At 60.8% G+C, this 16,690-nt stretch carries 12 protein-coding genes; 8 read left to right on the top strand and 4 right to left on the bottom strand.

The annotated features are described in order from the left end of the window. Positions 1–18: 18 nt before the first annotated feature. Positions 19–225: a hypothetical protein gene (locus WN73_RS13740; RefSeq protein WP_271553256.1), complete on the bottom strand. Its 207-nt coding sequence runs from the start codon at positions 223–225 to the stop codon at positions 19–21. A gap of 452 nt (positions 226–677) precedes the next feature. Between WN73_RS13740 and WN73_RS44610 the strand changes: the two genes are divergently transcribed. Further along, entirely contained in the window at positions 678–971 is a 294-nt protein-coding gene (locus WN73_RS44610; RefSeq protein ID WP_371740508.1) for a transposase, read from the top strand. Between the two features lie 259 nt (positions 972–1,230). Here WN73_RS44610 and WN73_RS13730 read toward each other — a convergent pair whose 3' ends face one another. Both WN73_RS13730 and WN73_RS13725 read right to left on the bottom strand, forming a co-directional pair. After that, complete coding sequence (locus WN73_RS13730) at positions 1,231–2,550, bottom strand: type II toxin-antitoxin system HipA family toxin (RefSeq protein ID WP_271553254.1); 1,320 nt, start codon at positions 2,548–2,550, stop codon at positions 1,231–1,233. Continuing rightward, positions 2,550–2,801, bottom strand: a complete 252-nt coding sequence (locus tag WN73_RS13725; protein WP_161533401.1) for a helix-turn-helix domain-containing protein — start codon at positions 2,799–2,801, stop codon at positions 2,550–2,552. Before WN73_RS13725 ends, WN73_RS13730 begins: the two co-directional genes overlap by 1 nt. 518 nt (positions 2,802–3,319) lie before the next feature. Here WN73_RS13725 and WN73_RS13720 point away from each other — a divergent pair. The 7 genes from WN73_RS13720 to WN73_RS13690 all read left to right on the top strand — a co-directional run bounded on the left by WN73_RS13720 (position 3,320) and on the right by WN73_RS13690 (position 14,391). Next, positions 3,320–4,849, top strand: a complete 1,530-nt coding sequence (locus WN73_RS13720) for a Wadjet anti-phage system protein JetA family protein (protein WP_246740512.1) — start codon at positions 3,320–3,322, stop codon at positions 4,847–4,849. Next, positions 4,839–5,477, top strand: coding sequence for a DUF4194 domain-containing protein (locus tag WN73_RS13715; protein ID WP_271553252.1), 639 nt, complete (start codon positions 4,839–4,841; stop codon positions 5,475–5,477). The genes WN73_RS13720 and WN73_RS13715 overlap by 11 nt, the downstream gene beginning before the upstream one ends. Continuing rightward, complete coding sequence (locus WN73_RS13710; protein ID WP_271553251.1) at positions 5,474–8,908, top strand: SbcC/MukB-like Walker B domain-containing protein; 3,435 nt, start codon at positions 5,474–5,476, stop codon at positions 8,906–8,908. Before WN73_RS13715 ends, WN73_RS13710 begins: the two co-directional genes overlap by 4 nt. A 2-nt stretch (positions 8,909–8,910) precedes the next feature. Next, positions 8,911–10,080 carry a Wadjet anti-phage system protein JetD domain-containing protein gene (locus tag WN73_RS13705; protein WP_097669806.1) on the top strand — a complete coding sequence of 390 codons (1,170 nt, stop codon included), beginning with the start codon at positions 8,911–8,913 and terminating at the stop codon, positions 10,078–10,080. Between the two features lie 511 nt (positions 10,081–10,591). Continuing rightward, on the top strand, positions 10,592–10,882 hold the full coding sequence (locus tag WN73_RS13700; RefSeq protein ID WP_271553248.1) for a hypothetical protein: 291 nt from the start codon (positions 10,592–10,594) through the stop codon (positions 10,880–10,882). Positions 10,883–11,833: 951 nt separating this feature from the next. Continuing rightward, the gene (locus WN73_RS13695) at positions 11,834–13,132 is read left to right on the top strand and encodes a glycoside hydrolase family 28 protein (protein WP_245570239.1); all 1,299 of its coding nucleotides are present in this window, start codon (positions 11,834–11,836) and stop codon (positions 13,130–13,132) included. 218 nt (positions 13,133–13,350) lie between these two features. Then, on the top strand, positions 13,351–14,391 hold the full coding sequence (locus tag WN73_RS13690) for a pectinesterase family protein (RefSeq protein WP_097669809.1): 1,041 nt from the start codon (positions 13,351–13,353) through the stop codon (positions 14,389–14,391). 758 nt (positions 14,392–15,149) lie between these two features. On the opposite strand, the gene WN73_RS13685 is transcribed toward WN73_RS13690, so the two are convergent. After that, a partial coding sequence (locus WN73_RS13685; protein WP_271553245.1) for an NEL-type E3 ubiquitin ligase domain-containing protein occupies positions 15,150–16,690 on the bottom strand: 1,541 nt, incomplete at its 5' end.

The raw sequence follows: 16,690 nt of genomic DNA, 5'->3' as shown, positions 1-16,690 counted from the left end.
CGTAGCGGCTCAGGGCGATCACGTCCGCAAGCGTGGTCGGCTTGGAGTGAGCACGTCTGCATACTCCTCGAGAGCCAACCTTCTTTCCTCGCTGATCGCGTCGGCGGCATCAAACTCGGGACCTGCGCCAAGTTTCGCGGATACCGATACCGCGGCGGCGTGCTGCACGGAAAGCTCGCGGTGACGCTCAATTACATCAAAAATCGTATCAAATTCAGTCGCCATGGCGCATTTGCCCCAGGCCACATTAGATCGGCACCAACCAATCCTGGTAGGTGCTTCCAGTCCTTCTCAGCGATACTGCTTGGTAGCACCCTTGGGAATTGAGCCTCTCGGGGCGCCGCGGTGGTCGGTCTCGCTTTTCCAGGGGCGAAGGCTGGCCACCGAAGTTTGCAGCGCGTGGTAGGGACAAGCGCTTCCGGAGGCGTGAGCGCCGAGTCACCGCCGCCAACTTCACTGGCAGCGCGGGCGCGGTAGGGACAGCGTCGGGTTCTCACTCCCCACGGCGCCGAGTCATGTCCGCGTGCCTCCAAGTCCGCGTGTGCGCCGCAGAGTGGAGCAACCATGATGCCCAAATTTATTGCCTCGTACGATCTAAAAGAGGCCAGGCTAGACCCGCCACGAGCGCTTTCTTACAAATGCGATCGAGTGCGGCTGGTCTCCCGGGAGTCTGGACCATGACGACACTCTATTTGGAGGGTTCGTTTGTCGATCAAACGCAAACGGTCGCAGCACTCAACGCAGCAAGGGGGAGACGAAAAATGAGCTTGGGAAAGATCTGCTGGACCGATCCCAATGCAACGATGGCCACGAATGCCCGCAACCGGCGGCTGGAGCCCTCTTACAAGCAGCATACGGCCGTCGATGACAAGGTCGGCGTCATTCTGGACGTCGCGGTCACAACTGGACAAACGAACGAAGGCGAGATGATCGAGCCGCAATTAATCCCCTCCAGCAAATGCCGGGACTAAACACCTGGTTTGGAAACGCAGTCGCTGTTGGAGCTTGCATACGGACGGCGCGGGCCGCTCGCCGTCGAAGGAGAGCGGCAATCGCCGTTCTTGAACCGGGCCCGTTTCTTGAGCCGCTGGTTGGCTGCTTTCGGGCGACGCTCCCTGTTGCTGATCGCGCTGCTGCTCCTCTGGTAGGCAGCTTCCAGGTTTGGATTGGTAGATCCGGTCTTCCTGCCACCGTTCACGGGGGGCATCGTACGCTTGCGCAAACGGGTGATCATTCACTACTCTTGAGCACAGCCAGCGAATTCACACGGCGCTTTGCGCCATCAGCAATCGATATGGCCATCTTCTCCGGAAATCCTTTTGGAAGCGCATTCAGCACCTGATCTATGGCTTTTGCGGCTGTATCGCCGAGCTGCTGGATGACAACCTTGACTGTTTTGTCGGGTAGACCGCAGCTTTTCGCAGTCTGCACGAAATGTCGGCCGAGAACCGTGTGGACGACGTAATGCCGGTTGCTGCCGATCGCCATGGCCAGCTTCATTTGGTTTTGGCTGATCTGTCCAGCGTCCAAGCTTGGTTGGGTCGAAATGATGTCGTAAAGCGGGGCAAGATGAAAACGTCCGCCCGGCGCCAAATGAATGCTAAAATTCTTCGCGTGGCCATCGGTGGCGGCAAGCAGCCAGAACACGATCTGCGCCTTGAAGAAAATGGTCTGGTCGTCCTCAGGCGTATCGCTGCCCTTGAGCAAATCCGAGATTTTGCGGATGCCGGGTCCGCCATCGGATTCATACTTTCGCGCGGGTGGAACGGACAGCGCCTGGCAGCAGTCTTCCTGCGGCAGCCGCAACAGGCGGCCGTCGCGCGTCCAGATGCGATCGAACCGCTCAACTGCGAGCACGCGGCGCCCGGCGAAATCGATGATGCTTGATTTGGCGACAGGCAAGCCGAGTGCCGCAACCAGCTCAAGGCACAGATGCTCGTTTTCAACGCTGCTGGTCAGGTCGATTCCGTTCGGCAACTTCCCGATCTGCGGCTTGATGATGTGCGTAGTTGCGGTCGTGCCATGGGGGACGTGCCACTTGTCTTTCCAGTAAAGCAGCGCTGTCTTTTCCTGCGCGCCCGCGAGAGAAATGCGGAAGTCCTGGTCGGGGCCGATGCCGAGCGGATTGCTGGCAAGATTGCCGAGAATGGCGGCGATCTCCTGATCGCTAGCGGCGCGGCCATCAATCGCGCCGGCGGTGCCGGCGGCGGTACCGTCGGGAAGGAATTGCAGCGCCCCGATGCAATCGCGGCCGATGGCGGAGAGCAGGCTGTAAGCGTCCGCGCCGTCAGCATGCGCGCGTTCGGCGACGCGCCGGCGGATGTCGTCATTGTCGGGCAGAAGATTGTCAAAGACAGCGACGACAGGATCGCCGATGTAGCGATCCTCCCGCAGAGGCAGCGACACCGAAACAGGGATGGCATTTTCCCACGCGAGCCATTGCTTGTCGTACTGGAAATCGATTGCGCCGGTGCTCTCGCGCCGCAGCCGCCCGACCAGCCGTGCGTTGAGGTAGACGTTGAGCGGCGCGCGGGCAGGACGACGCGCCATCAGAACAGATCCTCAATCGCTTCAGCCGTCAATTTGGTGCGCGGCCGGATGACCAGCTCGAGGTCGAGCGCGGCCAGCGCATCCATCAAGATGCGCAGCTGCGTTGCAGGTTCACCGGCCTCCAGCTTCGAGACCGTCGCTTGACGCGCATGCATCTTCTCACCGAGGTCCCCCTGGGTGAGCTTCTTCTGTCGCCGGTAGCGCCTGATCCCGGCGCCAACTTGTTGCGGAGTGCGGGCGATCGTATCCATAAAGGCATTGATACGCAAACGCGTATAATTTGTCAATATACGCGACCGCGAATATCTATCTATTATACGTTTTCGCGTATATTTAGTTTTATACGCAATTGCGTATGAAACCCCGATCCCACTGCCGCTCTCATTGAAATTACTACAAAACTAAAGCTGATGATCGATGTAGAGCTGGTGGCTCGAATCTGCCGGTGGGCGAGAGAGCCTCCTCCGACATGTCGAACGTTCGTATCACTATCGTGCCAAGCAACTCCTTGTATCCATTTTGCCGCAATAGTACGAACAACAAATTCAATGACTTGAGGCCGGATTGTTCCCGATCTGAGACCGGACACTAGCTCCGATCGGACCTTTGGAGTCTCGACAGCGATTGAGCTGGAAAGCTATATTAGAACATACTAAGAACTGATCTTCCGGTTGTATTTTCAAGACCCACTCTCACTAACATTTTGCCCGGCAGGCTGTGCATTTAGCGCCGCCAACTCAGGATGAAGTCGGGCCCAGGAGCCGCGTCATTGACCTTGTTCCGCCATTTGCATGACGACGCCTTTTTAGCTTTTTCGCGCGATCACAAGCACCTGTACGCAGCGTGTCTGCTCGATCTGCACGAACGCTTCTTTTCAGGCGCGCCGTCGTTTCCGACCCCGCAGCAGGTGGTCCACGCCATCTACGACGTCATGCGAGCCAACCCCGTCCTCTGGAACGAGGGCGATGATTTGGGCAGCCTGCCGGAAATGATCTCCGCGGGACGCCGCCGGATCCGGAAGGCCGACGTCGCGCTCGCTTCCGAGAAGGGCGACAAGGCGCTCGGTCTTGCCCGACAACTGTACGCCCGGCTGCTTGCCTGGGGATGGCTTGAAGAGGAGGAATACGGGCTTCGCGTTACCGTGGACATGGCTATGGGACCGCTGCTCGTGATCCAGCGGCTCGCGAGCCTCAATAAGGATCTCTCGCAGCGATTCGGCGGCTTGATCGTGCAAATCCGCCTCAACCTGGAGGCCGTCGAAAAACTGAGGCCCGAGATCACCGACCGCAAGCAGCGCGAAGCCGCGCTCGCCGTCCGCGAGGCGCGTAATCAGGCCGACCAGTTCACTAAGAGCCTGCGGGCCATTCTGGCCGACCTGAAGCGCGTCCGACGGACCGTCATGGAGTCGAAAACAGTCGCTACCCGGCTGGAAGCCTTTTTCGAGGAGTTCGTCGAACAGCTCCTGCTGAAGGATTTCGAGTCCATCCTCACCGTCAACCATCCGTACCGCTTCCGCGACGCCATCGTCGATCTCGCGCGGAGGATCTCCTACACCCCGCAAACCATGCAGGTCCTCGCCGAGGAGTACACAACTTCCAGCATGGCAGCCGACATCGAGGACGGTCGAATGGCCGCGACCGACGACCTGCTGGCCATCGAAAGCATCTTCGATCAGATCGGGGAGATGTTCGATAGGATCGAGGCCTTCCGCAGGCAGCTCGAAGCCCGGGTCCGCAACACCATTAAGTACGCCGAGCGGGGCGGGCAGGGACTCGTCGGCCGGGCCGGCGACCTGGTGCGGCGCCTGGATGCCTTACTGCGGGACGGCAGACACCACAAGGCGACAATCGAATGGAGCATCGAGCCGCTGCGGTCCCCCTGGTCGGAACACCATCAGGCGACGGCCAGGCAACCACGCCGTCCCGTCGAAGCAAGGGAGCTCGCCGAGCCGCCCTCGGATCCGTTGTATGAACTGCGCAAGAAGCTCCGCCTCGAGTACATCGCTCGCATCGCGCCCCGCCCCGAGGATGTCAGACGATTCCTCGAGGGCCAGGTGCCGCCCTTCGCGACCAGGGAAGCCCGCTTCATGGAAATCGATACCGTGGACGACTTTCTCGCCTTCGATTGCGCCCGCCGATATGCGCTGACGGGCGAGATTCCGGCGCAGGTCGCGGCCGGGTTCGATCTGGAGCCGCGCCCAGACACGCCGCCCCACGACAGCGAATGGCTTCGGTGTGCGAACTTCGTGGTCAGGCGATCCGGCCCCCTCCGGAAAGCAGAGGCAGCCCATGCTCAGTGAGTTCGAAAACGTCGAGCGCTCCTTCGGCGCGGAAAAGGCAGTCGACCTCCGCAAAGCGCTGCACTTCCTGCTACGGCGGCAGTTCGTGTTCGCGGGAGACCCCCGGACCGGGACAGTCTACAACACGATCATGGATGGCCGCTTCCGCGACGTGGTCGACGGCTTCTTCGATAGTTGCGGATACCGCGTCCATCGCGATCCGGAGGCGCAGTGGGCCGGCATCGTCGCCATGGACGAGGACGTGCCGCTGCCCCGGATGAAGCTCGATGAAACAATCGTCATGCTGGTGCTGGCGGCATACTGGCAGCAGGAGGTGAACGTCGGAGCAGTCGAGGACCGGGCCGTCGTAGTGGCCACTTTGAACGACCTGTTCGATCGCTACCGCGAGATGGCGCAACACGGCGGCGGAGGCGCGATCTCGCCCGCCCGCTTCCGGGACATCCTGCGCGAGGCTGCCCAACGCAGTTTGGTCGAGATCAGTGATTTTGACGACGAGCAGCAGGACTGCGAGATCAGGATCCGCCCGATGATTAAGCTGATCAGTGGCAGCGATGCCCTCCAACGGCTTGAGCGCTACGTCCGTAGCGAGGAGGCGCGGTTTCCGCAGCCCGCAGGAGACGAGGCATGATGGAACTACGCCACCTGACGATGGTGAACTGGCACCTGTTCGACGTCGCCGACATCGACGTGACAGGACACGTCGGGGTCCTGGGCGAGAACCGGTCCGGCAAATCCACAATCCTCGACATGGCACAGGTCGTTCTCACCGGCGCGAGCCGGCGGTTCTTGCGCCTGAACGCGGTCGCCGGCGATAGCGGAAAATCGCGCAGCGGCTCGAAGCGCAGCGTCGTCGATTACTGCCTTGGGACGCTCGGCGAAGATCAGCGCCGGCGCGACGAGGCGCGCACCTACATCGCGCTCGGTTTCGAAGACACGGAAGGCGCCCGGCCACCGGTCACGATCGGCATGGCGCTCGAGGCGCGCAAGTCCGACAGCAGAGAGACCGTGCTGGCACTGTTCGTCGCCGTCGGAACCGTTCTGAGCTCCAAGGACTTCATCGAGCAGCGAGGAAATTCGCAATTCCCGGCGCAATGGGAGGACGTGCGCGCCCGGATCGTCGCAGCGGTCGGCGAAGGCAACTTCGTCAATCATCGCGACCGGGCGAGCGACTATGTCCGCGAGTACATGCGCCATCTTCTGCCGCATTCGTCCTTTGGCGAACAGAACGCCAGCGCCCTGCAGAAATCAATCGTCAACGCGATGACGCTCGATCACAACCAGACGGCGACGCAGTTCGTGCGGAACTACATCCTCGAGGACAGTCCGATCGGCATCAAGGAGCTGCGCGAGTCGATCCAGACATACCGCAACATCAGCGAAACCATCCGGAAAATGCGCCTCAGGCTCGAAGCTCTGAGGGCGCTTCGGGGCGTCCTCGCCGCGCTTGAAGAGGCGCTCGAGACCAAGTTCAGGGAGGAATGGGTCGCAAAACGCGCGACTTGGCTCGCGGCGCGCGCGACAAACCTGGACTTCAAGACCAAGCGGCGTACCGAGATGGCCCGCCGGGACGCCGCAGCAAAAGAACTCGAATTCATCGACGACGACGTCAAGGCCATCGATAAGGAGATCGAACGCCTCACGGCCGCGATCGCCGAGCACGATGCCAAGACCGGCAGAAAGTCCCTGCAGCAGACCGCCGATGTGGCCGGGCAGGCGGCGCACCGCGCCTCGGCGGACTTCAAGGCTCGCATGGAGAACATCCGTCGCCTGGAGCCGCTACGCGCGATGTGCGCGGACGGTTTCGAGGACTTCGTTCCTGCGCTTGAGCGTCTTGTGACCGCCACCGCCGGGGCCGACATCGGGGGCGTCTCCGACGAGGTCACCGCGGCCGAGAAGTTCTTCGCGGCAAGCGGCGCGAAATGGCTGCCGAAGATCGACGAAGCGCGTCAAACGATCATCGCGGAGCTTTCCGGCCTCCGCGGCAGGCGCGACGAGGTGCTCGAGCGGATCCGACAGCACGCCGCCGGAGGGGCGCGCGCCTATCTCGGCGACGACACTGAACTCCTCTGCCGCAGGCTGCGGCAGGGGGGAATGGTCCCGCGCGTACTCTGCGACATCATCGAAGTCGCCGAACCCGAGTGGGTGGGAGCCGCCGAGGCGCTCCTCGGCCGCGACCGGGAAGCCGTGTTCGTGGACAGAGCGGATATCAGCGCCGCCACGTCAATCTTCAAGGAAGGTCGCCGCGAGTTTCGCCATGCATCGCTCGTGAGCCTAAACAAGCTCGAGCAGTTCAGGGCCAAGCCGGAGCGCGGCACTTTCCCCTCGATCTTCCGGAGCCAGGATCCGGACGCGATGGCCTTCATCATGCGCCGCTACGGCAATGTCCGTCTCGCCGACACGCTCGACCAGTTCAACAGGCCCGGCCGGGCGATTATGAAGGACGGCCTCTACGACGACGGACTCGTCCGGAGCCATCGCTGGATCGAATCCTCGCAGCATAAGATCGGAAAGGCAGCCCAGGCGAACGCCCTGCGATCCCTGCAGGATCAGGCCGAGGAGCTGGGTCGGATCCTGACCGACAAGGGGAAGGAGGCCCATGCCGCGGAGCAGGCTTTTGCCGCTCTGAAGAACATCTGCGAGGGACGTCATGACCTGGGGGCTTGCGCGGCCGCCTTCGTGGCCGCGCAGACTGAGGTCGCTGAAGCTCAGGCCAGGCTCGATGCTCTCGACGGCGCGGGGGACGGCGGGCTTCGCGACAAAAAGAGGGCGCAGCAAAAGCTGAAGGAGAAGAGGCTGGAGGAGAGAAAGACACAGCAGAAGGCGTTCGGCGAGCATGACGGCGAGGTCAGGTCGGCGGAGAGGAGGCTCGGAGAGGGCGAGAACGTGCCCGGCTCCGAACTCAACCTCAGGGTCGCCCGGTCGATATACCGCAAGTTCTTCCCACTCTACTCCACCGCGAAAGGCAGGGCCGTCTACCGCGACCGCCTCGATGCCGCAGCCCAAAAGGGCTTCGCGGAGAAACACCGGGCCATCGCCGAGAAGGCCTTGAAGGATGCGAACGCGTCCGACAACGAGCGCGCCCGGATCGAGCGACGGGTCCGCGAGCTTCTTTACGATTACTTCGACCAGTTCGGGATGAGTTCGCAGGTCGGCGCGGAAAGCGAGCCGCTGCAGGAGGTGAAGCCATGGATGGAGCAGCTCATCTCGGATATCGAATCCAACGAGTTGCGCCAGTACGAAAGGCAGGCGCGGGAAGCGGCGGAGAAGGCGTCCACCCTGCTGCGCGGCGAGTTCATCAACGCGCTCACGGCCCGGATCGGAAAGATGGAGCGGGAGCTGCAATCGTTGAACCGTAGCCTCTACGCACATCCCTTCCATAACGAGCGATATTCATTCCACCGCACCCAGATGGTGGAATTCCAGCCCATCCTGAAGATCATCGAAATCGCCAAAACCTCTCCGGAGGCGCTCGATATGCTGTTCCGGGGCGACGTGCCCGATGACTTCCCGCACAAGGATACGATCGTCGCACTCGAGGCGCTGCTCGAGGACCCCGACAAGGACTTCACCCAGTTCGAGGACTACCGCAACTTCTACACCTTCGAGATCCACATGGAGGATGTCGCCACCGGCCGCTCGACCCGCTGGGAGCAGCGGCGCGGCACCGGGTCTGGCGCCGAACAACAGGTGCCTATCTACGTTGCCATCGGCGCTTCGCTGGCCGCCGTCTACGGCAGCGCGGAGCGTCGTGCCGGCAAGCCCGCCGGTTTCGCGCTCGCCATGTTCGATGAGGCCTTCTCCAAGATGGACGGCAAGAACCAGCGGCAGATGATGAGCTTTTACAAAAACCTCGGGCTGCAGTTCGTGATCGCGGCGCCGTTCGAGAAGCGCGTCGCCGTGCTCGAGCACATGGACACCATCGTGGAGGTGGACCGGATCGGCGAGCAGTCCAGGGCTACCGTGGTGGAACTGAAAGAGAAGGCCAAGCGCGAGCTGATGGCCATCGATCCGGACCTGATGTCCGAAGATGAGCTCGCCACCCGTCTGGCCGCCGAGTAGCCATGGCTCGGCGTTTCACGGATGCGATCGGCCTGCTGAACGACCTGCTCAACCGCTTCGAGTCCGGGGCCGCAAGCCCGATCGCCCACCCGGACTACCCCGCTTTCCCATCAGTCGTCGCGGCGGACGCCTTCCTGAAACAGATCAGGGAAGCCGAAAGCGCCGGCGTGGTCTCCATTCGCTGGGGGCGCGGCGCCAACCGAGACCAAGTGGCGCACGTGCGGTTAGCCTCGGCGGAGATCTTATACCGATATCTCCGCCGTACCCCCGCGTCGCGCATCGCGCAGGATGCCGCCGTGCGGCTTGTCGCCGGGGCGGCGATGCACGACTCTCTGAAGAACAGCGCTTCCCAAGTCGCCGAGGTATGGGGGCGGGGGAAAACGTGGCACGGGTTCGCTTCGTCCGATGTCGAGACACTGCGCGACGCGTTCGTTCTCGCCCAGGCCATCCTGGCCAACAAGCATCTTGGCGTCGACTACAAGACCTTCTCGAGACGAACGGTGGGGCACAGCAAAACGCTCGAACGGATCGAAGGCGCGGTCGTGCGGCTCCTGAGCGGAATCCTGGAGTTTCCCCCCGGCGCGCGGCCACGCGAGGCGCTCCGGGCAATCGGCCTTGAGCGCTTCGCGCCACCGCTGCTGATCGCGGGCAAGATCGACCTCGATGGAGCCGACCTCTCCGGAATCTCTCCGCTGTATCTCGGAATCACTCCCAAGGAAGCAGATCGCGTCCGCTTCCGGGAGCCGCCGGCCTACGTTCTAACGATCGAAAATTTCGCAAGCTTCAACCGGCACATCGCCGAGGCGGACCCCGGCCGATTAGGAACGACCATGTATGTCGGAGGGTACCCCTCGCTCGCCACCCAGCAGGCGCTGCGGACGATCGCAGGATTGGTATCCGAACAGACGCCGATCTTTCATTGGTCGGACATCGATCCGGACGGCACCTGGATCTTCCACACCATCGAGCGCGCCGTCGACCGACCGATCCGTGCCCACCTCATGAGTGTCGAAGTTGCCGAGCGTTTGGGACAAGTGCCGTTCAAAAAATCCGCACCCGCTCGATGTCCACCGGACTCCGGTATCGCAGCTCTGGCAGCGTACCTGGCGAAAGATGGAGCCAAGACGCTCGAGCAGGAAGAACTCGATCCAGTCCTGCCAGAGTTTCATTAGAAAATGCGCGCGGACGCTGTGGTTGCGGCTTTGGCTGTCTCGCTCAGGACGTCATTTGTTTCAAGCGCGACAACAGCACCGCCCGCAACTACGTGCTGCGGGCAAACCGACATCGTTTCTTCATAAATACGCTCAACTAGCATTGGCATGCCAGTTGCTTGAAGATGGGACGAAACCACCTGTGACTATGATGCTCGTTCAGCATCCGGTTGAAGTATTGAGATGAAATATGCCCGCTTGATCGATGGCAGAGGTCCCCCGATGCGCTTTCCAAACCGGGCGCCTGCCTCGCGAACTCTGCCATCTTGGGATCGCGCTCCGGTTTGCCGGGCAGAAGCCGATTGTCTTGGGGGCTCGCAACGAATGGTGGTTCTCAGCAAGAACGCCAGCGTAAAGGCGTCCTCAGGACGATCGTTTGGCATCGGATTAGCCCATGGTTCGGGGTGGGATCTGCGACATGCAGAGCCTGCGCTCTTGAAGCTAGGTGTCGGCCTTGCATCGGGGCTTGCAGATGGTCAATGAGCTAATGCAGAACGATTGGGATCTTGAGAAAATACTCAGGCAACAGGACGAGCTCAAGGTCAAGCTGCTTCGCGCCCAATCGGTTGTCGCCGAATGTAAGGCAGGATTGGCGGATCTGGAGCGGAGGCTTGAGTGTCGAGCGGTCTCGATCGATGAACGCCAGCGCAACTCTGCGGCAAACAATTCAATACGCAACGCACGGCCGCCTAAATCGCGAAGCCTCGATAATCCTGTTAACCCGGATGCTGCCGTGGCGTTTTCGCCTCGATGGGACCGCTGAAAGCTGCCGCCGCGCACGTTAACGGCGACAGGTTTTGGGACGGATCTGGCGAGGATCTCGAGACGCATGGTGTTGCGAACCCGGCGGGCGAACTGGACAATTAGGTGCGGCCTTGCCGATAGGCTCGGCTTTTTGGCTGATCGCGGTGCGTCCGCCAGGGATGCGCGCAGAGCAGCACCAGATAGGGGACGTATCGCCGCGTCTTTGGCTAGAGCCTCCTGTTTCGGGGCTGCTCACGTAGATGTCCTGAATCGAGTGTCAAGAGCTCTCCACTTCCAGCCAGTTCGGTCTTCTTGTCCGTCTTTAAGTCGTTGAAATTTCCGATTAGGCCTCCATGGAGGGGGCGCGAGCGGGCGCGTTCAATGACCACGATGGTCCGCTATGGCCGTGGGGCAGGCGACGTGCCGAGCGGTGCTGACCGCGGAAGCCGACCATGCCTCCGGCATCGCATGGATGATGACGGAACTCACTGACTATGTCCCGCAAGCGATCACTCCGGAACAGGGCGGGTAACGGCAGTCATCTAAAAATTCGTGAGACACCAGGAAGAGGGCATCCGGTGCGAATGCGATCCGGTGCCGGCCGTAGCCTCGTCAGCTTCTCGAAAGCTTTCCCGAATACTCACTGCCCACCGATCCTGGACGAGAGGCTGCGTGGACTCACGCGCAATTGTAGTTGCACAAATGAAATCGGGGACCGGTTGGGAGCTCAATCAGTGTGAGCAGGCTGACGTTACGAAGTTGTTGGATTTTCGTACTATCGCAGAACGCTTCATCTTTTTCGCGCATAGGCAAGGTGCTGCTGCGCGATCTCAAGTCCAGGCGTCTACTGCGTCGGATAAATGTCATCTTGTGCGCGCCAGTGACGCGCGCGGCGACTCGATCAAGCCAGCGCTCAATACCAGAAAAGGCACGCGACAATGATGCGCGTGACAAAAGCACGAGCAGGTCAATGACAAAGCGTTTTCGCAACTGGGCCCTATTGTCCATACTCGCCTCCATGGTTGTCGGCCCCGCCGCAAAAGCGCAAGACCGCCGGACTATCGCCGAACCTGTCGCACCTGATACGGTCTGCGATCGCCCTGTGCCTTCCGGCAAGAACGATACAGTTAGCCTACAGGAGGCCATTGAACATTGCCCCGATGGCGCTGCAGTTTATCTCGGGCGCGGCGAGTTTCACTCAGGTCCACTCGAGATGAAATCGGGCGTGACCTTATGGGTCGGACGCGGTGCGACACTGATCGCCATCCCCGAACCTGCCGCTTACGACAAGGGCCTCGGACAATGTGGTCGCATTGCGGAAAAGGGCGACGGTTGCCGGCCATTCATCAGCTTTTCTAAAACGCGCGGCGGCGGTATATACGGAGAGGGCATCATCGATGGTCAGGGCGGCGCACTGATCGGCGGCGGCGCGGAAACCTGGTGGCAGCTAGCCCGCCGCGCCCAAGCCCAGGGCGGCAATCAGAACGCCCCACGCTTGATCCAGGTCGATCATGCGCAGGATATCACGTTCTCTGGTGTCACCTTGCGCAACGCTGCCAATTTTCATGTCGCGATGAACCGGGTTGAAGGTGCCACGTTTTGGGCCCTCACGATCGATTCGCCGGCGGATGCCCGCAACACCGATGGCATCGATCTTGGCGCCAGTCAGGATGTGACCATCACCCACAGCTGGATCCGTACGGGTGACGACAACGTCGCAATCAAGGCCGGCGACAATGGCTCAAGCAGCCATATCTCGGTCATTGATAATTATTTCGGCTGGGGGCATGGCATGTCGATCGGCAGCGAGGTGAATTCCGGGGCCAGAGACATATTGGTGCGTAATCTGACGCTGGATGGTACGACGTCGGGCCTGCGCATCAAGAGCGATGTTAGTCGAGGCGGTCTGGTCGAGAGCGTGACTTATGAGTACGTGTGCCTGAGGGGCAACCGGTGGCCGCTAGCTTTCGATACAAAATATGATCCGCGCGCTCAAGGCACGAGGATTCCGGTCTATCGGCAAATCGTTCTGCGTCATGTGCATGGCGACACTGGTGTGCTGCTGATGCGCGGCGTAGACGGGCGGCATGCCCTGGACGTGACACTCGAAGATGTCCGATTTGCCAATTCCGCGACTTGGCAACTTGAACATGCGAACGTCACCGCAAATCACTCTGACGTGTGGCCCCCGCTGCCCGGACGAGCTACACAACCGCTGCTGCGCGGATCGGAGGTATGTTCCAGGGCATTCCGCGACGGCAATCGGTAAGCACTACACCCGGCGCCGAACTCAGGTGGTGAGCTCCGCATCTGGGGCCAAGATTACTGGTGTTGACGAAGGTCGGCCTCACGTCCCGAGTTGGTTGCAATTGGCCGACGGTTTTGCAGGGCCGGAAATGCCAAGGTGACCGCAGTTCTGGTTTGGCGATGAAAATCTCGTGTCGATGCGCGGCGGCTATCCCGCTGAGAAACGAAGTGTAAAATCACATGCGAATTTTTGTGCCGTCTGCTGCGCTTCTGGCCGGCTGCTTCTGCATCCCGGCAGCGTACGCTCAGCCCCTATTGGTGTCGCATGCCGGAAATGCAAACTATCACTCCGTGCAGCAAGCCATCGACGCATTGCCGGCAGAAGGCGGAGATCTCTGGATCGCGGCGGGCATCTATCGCGAGAAGGTCAAAATCACCAAATCCGGTGTTCATCTCGCCGGGACTGGCAACAAGCCGGAGGATACGGTCATTGTGTATGGCGACGGCGCGATCGATGTAGGAGGAACGGCCCGTTCGGCGACGCTGGATGCAGCTGGCGATGACTTTCGGCTCGAGAATCTGACCATTCAGAACGACTACGCCCTCAATCCGGCCAATCCACCCTCGCAGGCGGTAGCGCTGTCCGTTACCGGAGACAGGGACGTCGTTACGCGCGTCCGCCTGCTTGGCGCCCAGGATACGCTGTTTGCCGGCAAGGGACCGAACGGCCGAATGTCACGACAATACTTCTCGAACTGCTACATCGAAGGGCATGTCGATTTCATATTTGGCAACGCCAAGGCCTGGTTCCGTAAATGTGAGTTGCACGGTATCGCCAATCAAGCGGTCATCTATACCGCTCAGGGCAAGGCAGCGCCGGATGAGGACAGTGGCTATGTTTTTGATCATTGCAGGCTAAGTGCCGACCCTGCCGCGCGCTATATCGCGCTTGGCCGCCCCTGGCGTCCCTACGCCACAGTGGTCTTCCTGTCGACAAAGGTAGATGCGCAGGTGATTGCGGAAGGCTGGCGCGAATGGGTTCCGGGCGAGACCAACAAGTTGAGCACGAGCTATTATGCCGAATATAGATCCTTCGGCGCCGGGGCTAACCCCTCAGGCCGCGAGCCTCACTCCCATCAACTGACACATGGCGAAGCTGCGAGATGGTCGCTGAGAGTGTTCTTCGGGGGCGCCACAGATTGGCTGCCAACAAACCATCTGGATGGAAGACAGAGCAACGTTCACGGTGAAGGGCTTCGACGGCGATCCTCGGAGGAATGACCGAAGGAGAGCCTGATTGTGATGGAAGTCTTGTGCAGCAACCCAACAGCCGCGGGGGTGCGGCGTGGCAGCGCCGGCTTTTGCTGCATGTTCAGATGAGCTCGTTACGGTCTCGATTGCTCGCTGCGAATTCCTGAAGTTCGTTAGCTTTCTAAACTGACAGCCACGGGCCGTCCGGTGCGACGATCTCATCGGTGGGCTGTCCCCACATGCTCCAGCTCGCAGTTCATCTTGTCCGCTTTGGCGCATCGGCATCGGAAAGCTCCACGGACTGTCACGTCAGCGCCGTCGTCATCGGTCGAGAACGGCTGATTTGCTTGTTTCGGCGCCCTGCGCAGATCTCCGAAGAACGAAGTGGGCTGATGCTTCAGGGCTATCGTTGTCCGGCCGGTGATAGTCAGGCTCCTCGTAGCTCAGCAAGCAGCCGTATCCTCAATTAGCCAATACGCGCGTGCAAGTACGGTGGAATCTGACGTTCTTCCATGCCGACTCTGAAGCCGTACAAACGCATGTATCGGCTCTTCCGTCAATTCGCCCGCATCCATGCGGCCCTCGATAGCAGCCGACGAGATCCCCATGATCGCCAGATTGGCCATCGTCGCTTGGGGAAAACACCCGCTGCATGAGTCGAGCCATGCCGGTTTCTAGATCGGCGCTCCGCGCACTCGCTGTGCATCACGCGAAGGTTCTCGGCCACCAACCGGCGCACGAGAGGGAAACGCAGCGGGAATTAACAGCCTCCTGCAGCAAAGGCGGCTTCACAGGTTGAGGCCGTGATCATTGAACACCTTGTCTCTTAGAGCGCCCTTGATCTCGCGGGCGATTTCCTTGCGGATCCCGGGTCCTAACTCACGCTTGGCATCGTCAACGAGGTCGGATTCAGCGCCGCTTAGGCCCTTGTTGGCGAGCTCTTGCGTCAGCCGGCTGTCGAACTCCTCACCCATTGCATCGATGAGTTGGTCCTGCATCGTAGCATGGTCTTCAGGTGCAATGCGGCGCACCACATCGTCCCAAGGTTGCCAGTCCGTCGCCAAATAGTCGGCGAATTCCGCCGCCTCCTTGTTCCGCACGGATACTTCCGCAATGTCGACGTCAGCGTCGGTGACGTGGGAGACCTCAAAGAAGCGCATGTCCGGCGCGATGTGCTGCAGGCCCAGCCGCTCGCGCAGCTTGGCCTGATAAGCAAGAAAGACCTCAATGGCGTCGATGTCTTCGGTGTTGTAGAGCGAGCCCAGCGAGAGAGCCTTCTCCCGCGCAATCCCCTCCAGCGCGTCCAGGCGGAACATGACGCGCCCCAGATCGACGAGATCGGGAAGCCGTGCCTTGTTGTCATAGGCGCCGTTCTCGACGTCTGCGATAAGGCGTGCGGTTTGCATGCCGTTCCAAGTCAAAGTTCTGCGATCCTCACAGCCGTGGTTGGCGTCCAGGGCCAGTTGAAAGTACTGCGCACGCAATTGCGGGTTTTTTGCCGCCTGTCGCAGATCATTGGCCACCGACTGCCGGAATTCTTCATTGCTAGAGTTGACGGAGTCGAACAGCTTGCCGAGAAAAAGCGCGTACTCCCGGGCGCCCGGCTCTTCTGCACTGCTTTGCCAAGCGGCCAGCACCTCTCGATCGCCCTCCTTTGGATTGCCCCTGAGCCAGTCTGCGACCGTTTCAGTGAGAGCATCGGCCTGTCCATCGTCTGTCCCGGACAGTTCACTTTCGTCCTCGCGCGAAAGGTGGACGGCCGGACCGACATAGCCCTCGGCGCTTAAGACTGTATCCAGGTTCGTCAGCACCTGCTCGGGCAGCGGATTTTCATTCAGAACTATGCTGGTACCAGCGCCCAGCTGCGTCAGCAGGTCCTCGGGCAGACTGGTCAACTGGTTTTCGCTGACATCGAGAAACTGGAGCGAAGCAGGGAGGGTCTCCGGCAGTCCCGTCAATCGGTTTTCGCTGAGGTCGAGAAACTGGAGCGTGGCAGGAAGGACCTCCGGCAGACTCGTCAACTGATTGTGGCCGGCGTGGAGAAACCGCAGCGAAGCAGGGAGGACCTCGGGCAGATTCGGCAACTGATTGTGGCTGAGGTCGAGAAACTGGAGCGCAGCTGGTAGGGCCCCAGGCAAGCTTCTCAGCCGGTTGGAACTCGCGTCGAGGCCTCTGAGCTCGGTCGGAAGCGCGGGCAGGCCGGTCAGCTGATTGCCCCTAACGTCGAGACGCTGGAGCGAAGCAGGAAGGCTATCGGGCAGAGTGGTAAGCTGTAGAAGTTTCGACTTAATCTGACGGCAAGGTTTGAACTGGCAGGGAATGGAGCTGC

This window comes from Bradyrhizobium sp. CCBAU 45394, assembly GCF_028128655.1.
GTDB classification, from domain to species: Bacteria; Pseudomonadota; Alphaproteobacteria; order Rhizobiales; family Xanthobacteraceae; genus Bradyrhizobium; species Bradyrhizobium diazoefficiens.
Note: the sequence above shows the minus strand (reverse complement) of the source record. Positions and strands in the feature narration are given on the sequence as shown.

Excerpts from the sequence above, each read along its gene's own strand:
- WN73_RS13740 (WP_271553256.1), bottom strand. The coding sequence starts at position 225 with ATGGCGACTGAATTTGATACGATTTTTGATGTAATTGAGCGTCACCGC.
- WN73_RS13710 (WP_271553251.1), top strand. The coding sequence starts at position 5,474 with ATGATGGAACTACGCCACCTGACGATGGTGAACTGGCACCTGTTCGAC.
- WN73_RS13705 (WP_097669806.1), top strand. The coding sequence starts at position 8,911 with ATGGCTCGGCGTTTCACGGATGCGATCGGCCTGCTGAACGACCTGCTC.
- WN73_RS13700 (WP_271553248.1), top strand. The coding sequence starts at position 10,592 with ATGGTCAATGAGCTAATGCAGAACGATTGGGATCTTGAGAAAATACTC.
- WN73_RS44610 (WP_371740508.1), top strand. The coding sequence starts at position 678 with ATGACGACACTCTATTTGGAGGGTTCGTTTGTCGATCAAACGCAAACG.
- WN73_RS13690 (WP_097669809.1), top strand. The coding sequence starts at position 13,351 with ATGCGAATTTTTGTGCCGTCTGCTGCGCTTCTGGCCGGCTGCTTCTGC.
- WN73_RS13725 (WP_161533401.1), bottom strand. The coding sequence starts at position 2,801 with ATGGATACGATCGCCCGCACTCCGCAACAAGTTGGCGCCGGGATCAGG.
- WN73_RS13730 (WP_271553254.1), bottom strand. The coding sequence starts at position 2,550 with ATGGCGCGTCGTCCTGCCCGCGCGCCGCTCAACGTCTACCTCAACGCA.
- WN73_RS13715 (WP_271553252.1), top strand. The coding sequence starts at position 4,839 with ATGCTCAGTGAGTTCGAAAACGTCGAGCGCTCCTTCGGCGCGGAAAAG.
- WN73_RS13695 (WP_245570239.1), top strand. The coding sequence starts at position 11,834 with ATGACAAAGCGTTTTCGCAACTGGGCCCTATTGTCCATACTCGCCTCC.